Raw genomic sequence first — 7,414 nt, 5'->3', positions numbered from 1 at the left:
CAGGTGTTGCACCCCTGAGAGGCCACAACAATGTGCAGGGTGCGAGTGATTTTGGAGCCATGTCAGCGTATCTCCCTGGATATCAGAACGTCTCTGATGATGAAGCAAGGAGGAAATTCGAAGATCGCTGGGGATGCAAGATACCGAATAAACCTGGCCTGGACAACAATACATGCCTTGAGGGCATAGATAGCGGCAGAATAAAGGCCATGTATGTGATAGGAGAAGAGCTTGTAGAAACAGGATCCGACTCAGATTACATAAGAAAGCAGCTGGAAAAATTGGATTTCCTGGTTGTTGAGGATATGTTCATGTCTGAAACGGCAAAATACGCCGATGTTGTTTTGCCTGCAGCCGGTAGCCTTGAAAAGGAGGGTACCTTTGTCAACACAGAACGCAGAATACAGAGAATATACAGGGTCTTCGATCCACTAGGAAACTCCAGACCGGACTGGGAGATAATACAGGATATTGCGAACAGGCTGGGGGCTGGATGGAATTATCGCAATCCGTCAGAGATAATGCGGGAAGCTTCTGAACTTGCGCCAATATTCTCTGGCGTATCTTATGATAGGCTTGAAGGATTTAGGAGCTTGCAGTGGCCAGTATCAGAAGATGGGAAGGATACTCCTCTGCTGTACACCGAAACGTTCAATTTTCCGGATGGAAAGGCAAGATTCTATCCACTAGGTTATACACCGCCGATTTCTGCCGACGAAGAGTTTGATCTCCATCTGAACAACGGCAGAATACTGGAACATTTCCATGAGGGTAACGAAACCTACAGGTCGGCTGGGTTGAGGGAAAAGGTACCAAACACATTTGTAGAAGTCTCTCCAGAGCTGGCTAATGAACGTGGACTGAGAGATGGGGATCTTGTGAGGATAACATCCAGGTGGGGCAGCATAAAGGTGAGGGTTCTCGTTACAAATAGGGTTACCGGTAAGGAGCTGTACATACCGATGAATTCAAGTGGAGAGTCTGGCGTTAATAACCTAACAAGCAGATTGATGGATCCAGCTGCCCATACCCCAGCATACAAAGAATTACCAGTGAGGATGGAAAAACTGGAGGACGGTCATGGTATGAGTCCGATGCCCAGGACGAATCCCAGATTTGGTAAACCACATCCACAGATCGGGGTCATGGTTGAAATGAAGTGGCAAAGAGGCGATTATGTCAAACTGACAGGTGATTGATATTGGCCAAGAAGATAGAAGAGATTGATACTCAAAGAATGGCGGATGGATCAGAAAATGAAGAATGGCTTGAAGACGTTAGCGATCTGATCAAGAGCCTCAAGACTTCTGGAATTCTGGACATGATTAAGGCTTTTTCTGAGAAGAGGAACGATATAATAGCCATATTATCCAAGCAGGCGTCAGAGGAACGAAATAGAAGGTTCATAACGAATGTTCTGCTGATATATTCCCTTCTGAGTTCATTGGATCCCTCGATCCTTGAGACTGTAACGAGGGGGATATCTGATGCAATCAACCACTCCTATGAGCAGAGAGATCGTGGAAGCCTGAGCCTGATCAAGATCAATTCGATGATCAAGGATCCAGATGTTGCGGCTGGTCTTCGCACTGTTCTCTCCATAATAGGTTCGCTGGGAAAGGGTGGTGATACGCATGGAGGTGAGTGAACACATCTCTGGAAAGACGCGACGGGAAATAATTACCTTCAGGCAAGAGACTGGTTTCATCAAGACCATGGATGACATAGCAGTTGAGGAACCTCTGGCCATCGATATTGAGGAATTGAACGATGATTCAGAAAGAGTCGGGGTAATAATGCGTACACCTATCATGGACGGTTACCTAGCGATTGGATTCCTCTATTCTGAAGGTTTCCTCTCGGGCCCAGCAGATATCGATGGAATAGATGGGTTAGAATCCGATGGGGTCTCCAGACGTAATCAAATAACGGTAAGATTAAGGAGGAAAATCGGCTTCAGAGTGCAGACCAGATTCATAAATTCGGCATGTGGTGTTTGCGGGCGTTCGACCATAGCCGATCTGCTGATGCGCCATGGAAAGATAATAGATGACGCACAGATAGATCTGCCTACCATCTTGTCTCTTCCGGCAAAAATGGGGGACGCGCAGAGTTTGTTCATGACCACTGGTGGTGTACATGCCGCGGCACTTTTCGATACCGACGGATATCTGAAGATCATTTGCGAGGATATAGGGCGCCATAATGCAGTGGATAAGGTGATCGGATATAAGGTGATAGAAAACTTGGATATGGATGCTGGTATCCTGATGGTTTCTGGTAGAGCTGGCTTTGAGATAGTCGAGAAAGCGTTTATAGCAGGCTTTCCGATAGTTGCTTCCGTGTCAGCACCATCAAGCCTTGCCGTTCAGGTTGCAGAGTCAATGGGAATAACACTGGTCTGTTTCCTCAGAAACAACAAATTCAACGTCTATTCACATCCAGAGCGCATTCTGCCTTGACGATGTATCTTCGATCCAGTCATACGTTTATGGAGACACGCGAATGGGTTATTTGTACACCGTGCTGGGCTTTTTTACGAATACTATTGATCTTCCAAGATAGTCAAGACACTCACCATCGGCACCGCAATATATATCCAGAGGATCTGCCTTTATCTTCTTTCCTGTAACCGCATCGTGCTGCATGGCATCCATCATGTCCTGCGCTGAGATCATCTCCCAGTATATCTTTGAATCTTTCTTATAGATCAGGAATCCCCTCACCTCCATGAATGGCTCCTTCTTCTTTGGGTGAACCTCTTCAGTCATGGATCTCAGAACGGCTGAAATATATCCTACTCTGCTCACTGAATCAGATATATATCCCCATACGTCAAAATCTTCATTATTGAAATCGATAACTACGATCCGCCTGCCGTCGCGTATTAAGTGAACCCTTCGGTGGTTTTTTCCGGCCAAGACGGTAAGCCACGCTTCGTCGTAGACGTTCCTGGAGATTTCTGATCGGAATGACCTCAATCCTGTATGTGTCATTATATCCATCCCTTATTGGGAAGGGGTTAAAAATCATTATTGCCGAACAGCATGAACCAAAGAATTTTCTATCAAAAAGGACATGTGCTTATGAAAAACATTAAAACTCCCATCCTCAGAGATGAGATGCATGGGCTCACACAAGCAACCGAATTTAATGAAAAATTTGCAAGACCTTAATAATTCGACTGGCGCGGTCCGAATATACTCAATGTACATAACGATGTGGAATCTGTATGGAATGTGAGCTACCCCTCAGCTGAAGCTTCGGATCTTCCTTTCATCGAAGAGACCTCTACCTCTCCGGACATACGTACAAGCCCGAAGCAGCGATCTCCACAGGCGTATATTCGGATGTCAGCGATTTTACTAAAGTATCATCCACTTGGTTATCGTGGAAGATACAAAATAATATGGGAATACCATACATAAAAACTCTACATTGAGGGAAGTCCGTGTATCTCATCGCTAAAGCTGTTGAGATTTACAGCCTCCCCCAAACCCCTAACTTCTCTTTTAAGGTTTTTGATAGTCCTCTGGCTTACATCTGACCTCGTATCTATGTTTGATGGCATGATAATAAATACTAGCTGAAAACCTCTTTGTGCGCCGAATAGGGATCACTCAATTGCCAGTTATGCGTCGATCACTATTCGTTGTTTCGAATATCTAAATTATTATAATTATATTATACGAATTGCTTATAATATATTTATCGCAAGGAAATATTATTTGTTTTCAAAAACTATAAATATAATTAACATATGCTAACATATGGAAAGCCAAAAGGGCACGCTGCCAATGGATGAAGTATACAATCCAGGAATGAACGTGTATGCTGAAATATATAGAAAATCGCTTGATGATCCAGAAAACTTCTGGTCAAAACAAGCTGAAATTCTCACATGGTACACCAGATGGAGTAAGGTTCTGGATGATTCTAAAAAACCATTTTACAGGTGGTTCGTTGGAGGCAAACTGAATGTATCCTACAACGCCGTGGATCGACATTTGGAAAGACACAGGAGGAATAAAGCAGCTTATATATGGGTTGGGGAGAACGGAGAAGAAAAGATAGTTACATACGACGGCCTCTACCGCAGAGTCAATAATCTAGCCAAAGCGCTGCTAAACTTGGGGGTAAAAAAGGGAGACAGAATAGTCCTGTATCTCCCAATGATCATCGAGGCCCCGGTGGCAATGCTTGCTGCCGCCAGGATAGGGGCAGTATTTTCATTTGTATTTGCCGGATTCGGTGCAGGAGCACTCGCGGAGAGAATAAACGATTCCAAGGCGGTTCTGCTCATAACCGCAGACGGCGGATTCAGGAATGGAAAGATAGTTGAGCTGAAGAAGATAGCCGATGAAGCGCTTGAGATGACGTCCACGGTAAGAAACGTGATCGTCATAAAGCATGCGAAGAATGAAATCAATATGACGGAGGACAGAGACATATGGTATCATGAAATTGTTGGAGATTCGCATACCTATGTCGAACCTGAGCATATGGATGCCAACGATCCTCTCTTTATACTTTATACCTCTGGAACGACCGGTAAGCCCAAAGGAGCTGTTCACAGTACCGGAGGCTATTCAGTATGGGTCACGAATACGCTGAAGTGGGCATTCGATCCGGACGAAGACGACAGATGGTGGTGTGCAGCGGATATTGGATGGATAACAGGACATAGCTACATAGTATTCGCGCCCCTCATGCTAGGATTGACAAGCATCATGTATGAAGGTTCAATAACCTATCCTGAGCCAGACCGGCTCTGGGAGATTATAGAAAAGTACAGGGTCAACATACTCTACACCTCGCCTACGGCCATACGTACCCTTATGAAATTTGGAGAGAAATATCCGCAGAAACACGATCTCAGCACGCTCAAGGTGCTTGGAACTGTAGGAGAACCTATAAACCCGGCTGCATGGAAATGGTACTATGATGTCATAGGTAACTCAAGATGCCCCATAATTGATACATACTGGCAGACAGAAACAGGAGGCTTCATGATAGCACCGCAGAAGGGCCTGGGCCTTCCTCCGCTTAAACCAGGATCCGCCACGTTCCCCTTGCCGGGCGTTGACCCGGTTATACTGGACGAAAACGGTGGCGAAACTAGACCTGGAGAGAAAGGTTATATCGTTTTTCGCAAACCATGGCCAGGCATGCTTATGACCGTGAACAACGATGATGATCGGTACGTGAAAACTTACTTCTCAAAATTCCCAGGATACTACTACTGCGGAGACTATGCTGTTAAAGATGAGGACGGCTATTACTGGCTTCTTGGAAGATCAGACGAAGTCATGAACGTGTCCGGCCATCGCCTTGGTACCATTGAGATCGAGGATGCGATCGTTGCCACGGGGCTGGCTGTGGAAGCCGCTGTTTTTGGAAAGCCCGATCCTGTTAAAGGAGAAGCTATATCCGCGTTCGTGGTGCCGAGAAATGCCACTGCAGATAAGCATGAACTGATCGCAGAGATACGCAGGCGAATCAGGGCGGACCTTGGCCCAATATATGTTCCGGATGAGATAAGACTCGTAAAGCTGCTACCTAAGACAAGAAGTGGTAAGATCATGAGGAGAGTGGTTAAGGCAGTTGCGCTCAACCAAATACCTGGCGATCTCACCACGCTGGAGGATTCCTCATCAGTTGACGAGATCAGAAGCGCCATCGAGAGCTTCAAGGGTGAGGCCATGGGCGATTGAGATGATGGAGAACACATTCGAAAAGGTTTTGAGCGCTGATCCCGCTCCCCTTGGTCTGGCTGGATTCGCCTTCACGACCTTTCTGCTGAGCTTCATAAATGCCGGTTTCATAGGTTCGGATGGAGTTGGGGTCGTCGTGCCACTGGCTATCGCTTACGGCGGGCTTGCGCAGCTCATAACGGGTTCTTGGGAGATGAGGAGAGGCAACACCTTCGGGTTTACAGCGTTCACAAGCTACGGATCTTTCTGGATGTTCTATGCGATCATGATTATAATGGTTGATTTGCATCTTGTTTCGTCTCTTCCTCCTGCCGCGGTAGGCTGGGCATTGATACTCTGGGGCATATTCACACTTTATATGTGGGTCGGGGCAATGATGGCCTCGCTGACTCTCAACCTAACATTTTTCTTCCTGTTTATGGCGTTCTTCACCCTTGGTGCCGGATCAATCTATTCCTCTATGGCGCTGACGCACGCCGGTGGATATTTCGGTATACTGGCTGCCGCTTTCGCCGCATACACAAGCTTTGCAATAGTGATAAACTCGTTGAGGCCAGACAGCATACCGATCGGACCTGGAATGTTCAAAAGGAAATGAACCGTAAAATCTTTCATATCGATCTTTTACATCTATCAGAGCTAAGCCTGGACGCGCTGACCTTATTTTCTGCTGTCAGCTGAAATGCTCCCTGAGGATTCTTATGTCATCCTCGGACAGTCTGTAATTGACGCTTGCTATATTTTCTTTCACATGATCCGGATTTGAGGCCCTCGGTATTGGGAACACGTATCTGTTTGCGTCCATCAGATAACTTAAGGCTATCTGTGAGGCTTTAACATCAGGGTATCTGGTACGCAGTTCCCTGAGAAAAACCTCGGGATAGGCCTCGTCCTTAACGAGTTCACCATGCTCTAAAGGATACCAAGCGAGTATTGCCACGCCGTTCTGATCTGCAAACCTTATCATATCCTTTTCAGGATCCCTGTGCCTCAGGCTATAATGTACCTGATTGCTGACTATTTCGTATCTGTTCATGAGTTCCATTGCACGTTTTAATTGGTCAAGATTAAAATTGCTAACGCCGATATACCTAATCAGACCGTCGTCAACCAGCTTTTCCATCGCCTTCAATGTGCCCCCGATATCCCCGACTGGGGACGGAAAATGTATTTGATAGAGATCGATGTATTTTGTATTCAAACGTTTAAGGCTGCGCCTGCATGCCTTTATTGTGGCATCATAGGATAGATGAGTTATCCATACCTTCGTGGCTATGAATAGATTTTCGCGGGGCACGCCGTCTACGGCCCTCGCGACCAGATCCTCACTCCCGTATACCTCGGCGGTATCGATGAGCGTCACGCCGTTCTCCACTGCAGTTCTGATTGCCAGGATCTTCATCTCCGAACCAGGCCTTCTTCCAAGCCTGGCAAGAAACATCCATCTAACATCGTAATACGTGCCTATGCCGATCCTCGAAACTTTTTCCCCGGTCTTTCCAAATTCCTTGAAATCCATCTTGAAACTAAAATATATCTCCATTTTAATTTTGTCCTATCGATGGCGTGTGCCGTATGCGTATCGATAGAGAGATTCTAGATGTCATCTTTTCTCAGATCTAGCAGACGCAAGCGAAGATCCAGCGTAGATACCGGTGAATATCAACAGGAGGGTGAAGGCAAGGGATATGGATATGGTC

The 7,414-nt window shown here is 46.1% G+C and carries 7 protein-coding genes; 5 read left to right on the top strand and 2 right to left on the bottom strand.

Going from position 1 to position 7,414, the window contains the following annotated elements:
* The 3 genes from Q0C15_RS05905 to fdhD all read left to right on the top strand — a co-directional run.
* On the top strand, positions 1–1,199 hold a 1,199-nt coding region (locus Q0C15_RS05905), incomplete at its 5' end, for a molybdopterin-dependent oxidoreductase (protein ID WP_297217299.1).
* A gap of 2 nt (positions 1,200–1,201) precedes the next feature.
* Complete coding sequence (locus Q0C15_RS05900) at positions 1,202–1,648, top strand: DUF1641 domain-containing protein (protein ID WP_297217297.1); 447 nt, start codon at positions 1,202–1,204, stop codon at positions 1,646–1,648.
* The gene (gene fdhD, locus Q0C15_RS05895) at positions 1,635–2,462 is read left to right on the top strand and encodes a formate dehydrogenase accessory sulfurtransferase FdhD (protein ID WP_297217295.1); all 828 of its coding nucleotides are present in this window, start codon (positions 1,635–1,637) and stop codon (positions 2,460–2,462) included. Before Q0C15_RS05900 ends, fdhD begins: the two co-directional genes overlap by 14 nt.
* Before the next feature lie 48 nt (positions 2,463–2,510).
* Here the strand turns inward: fdhD and Q0C15_RS05890 are convergent, their stop codons facing one another.
* Positions 2,511–3,005, bottom strand: a complete 495-nt coding sequence (locus Q0C15_RS05890; RefSeq protein WP_297217293.1) for a hypothetical protein — start codon at positions 3,003–3,005, stop codon at positions 2,511–2,513.
* A gap of 765 nt (positions 3,006–3,770) precedes the next feature.
* Between Q0C15_RS05890 and acs the strand changes: the two genes are divergently transcribed.
* Both acs and Q0C15_RS05880 read left to right on the top strand, forming a co-directional pair.
* Complete coding sequence (gene acs, locus Q0C15_RS05885; protein ID WP_297217291.1) at positions 3,771–5,714, top strand: acetate--CoA ligase; 1,944 nt, start codon at positions 3,771–3,773, stop codon at positions 5,712–5,714.
* Positions 5,659–6,312, top strand: coding sequence for an acetate uptake transporter (locus Q0C15_RS05880; protein ID WP_297217289.1), 654 nt, complete (start codon positions 5,659–5,661; stop codon positions 6,310–6,312). The genes acs and Q0C15_RS05880 overlap by 56 nt, the downstream gene beginning before the upstream one ends.
* A gap of 75 nt (positions 6,313–6,387) precedes the next feature.
* On the opposite strand, the gene Q0C15_RS05875 is transcribed toward Q0C15_RS05880, so the two are convergent.
* Positions 6,388–7,233: an aldo/keto reductase gene (locus Q0C15_RS05875; protein WP_297217287.1), complete on the bottom strand. Its 846-nt coding sequence runs from the start codon at positions 7,231–7,233 to the stop codon at positions 6,388–6,390.
* Between the last annotated feature and the right edge of the window lie 181 nt (positions 7,234–7,414).

The sequence above is a fragment of the Thermoplasma sp. genome, assembly GCF_023256435.1.
Lineage (GTDB): Archaea > Thermoplasmatota > Thermoplasmata > Thermoplasmatales > Thermoplasmataceae > Thermoplasma.
Note: the sequence above shows the minus strand (reverse complement) of the source record. Positions and strands in the feature narration are given on the sequence as shown.

What these genes read in the sequence shown, in the direction of transcription:
- fdhD (WP_297217295.1), top strand. Translation starts at nt 1,635, where the DNA reads ATGGAGGTGAGTGAACACATCTCTGGAAAGACGCGACGGGAAATAATT.
- Q0C15_RS05890 (WP_297217293.1), bottom strand. Translation starts at nt 3,005, where the DNA reads ATGGATATAATGACACATACAGGATTGAGGTCATTCCGATCAGAAATC.
- acs (WP_297217291.1), top strand. Translation starts at nt 3,771, where the DNA reads ATGGAAAGCCAAAAGGGCACGCTGCCAATGGATGAAGTATACAATCCA.
- Q0C15_RS05875 (WP_297217287.1), bottom strand. Translation starts at nt 7,233, where the DNA reads ATGGATTTCAAGGAATTTGGAAAGACCGGGGAAAAAGTTTCGAGGATC.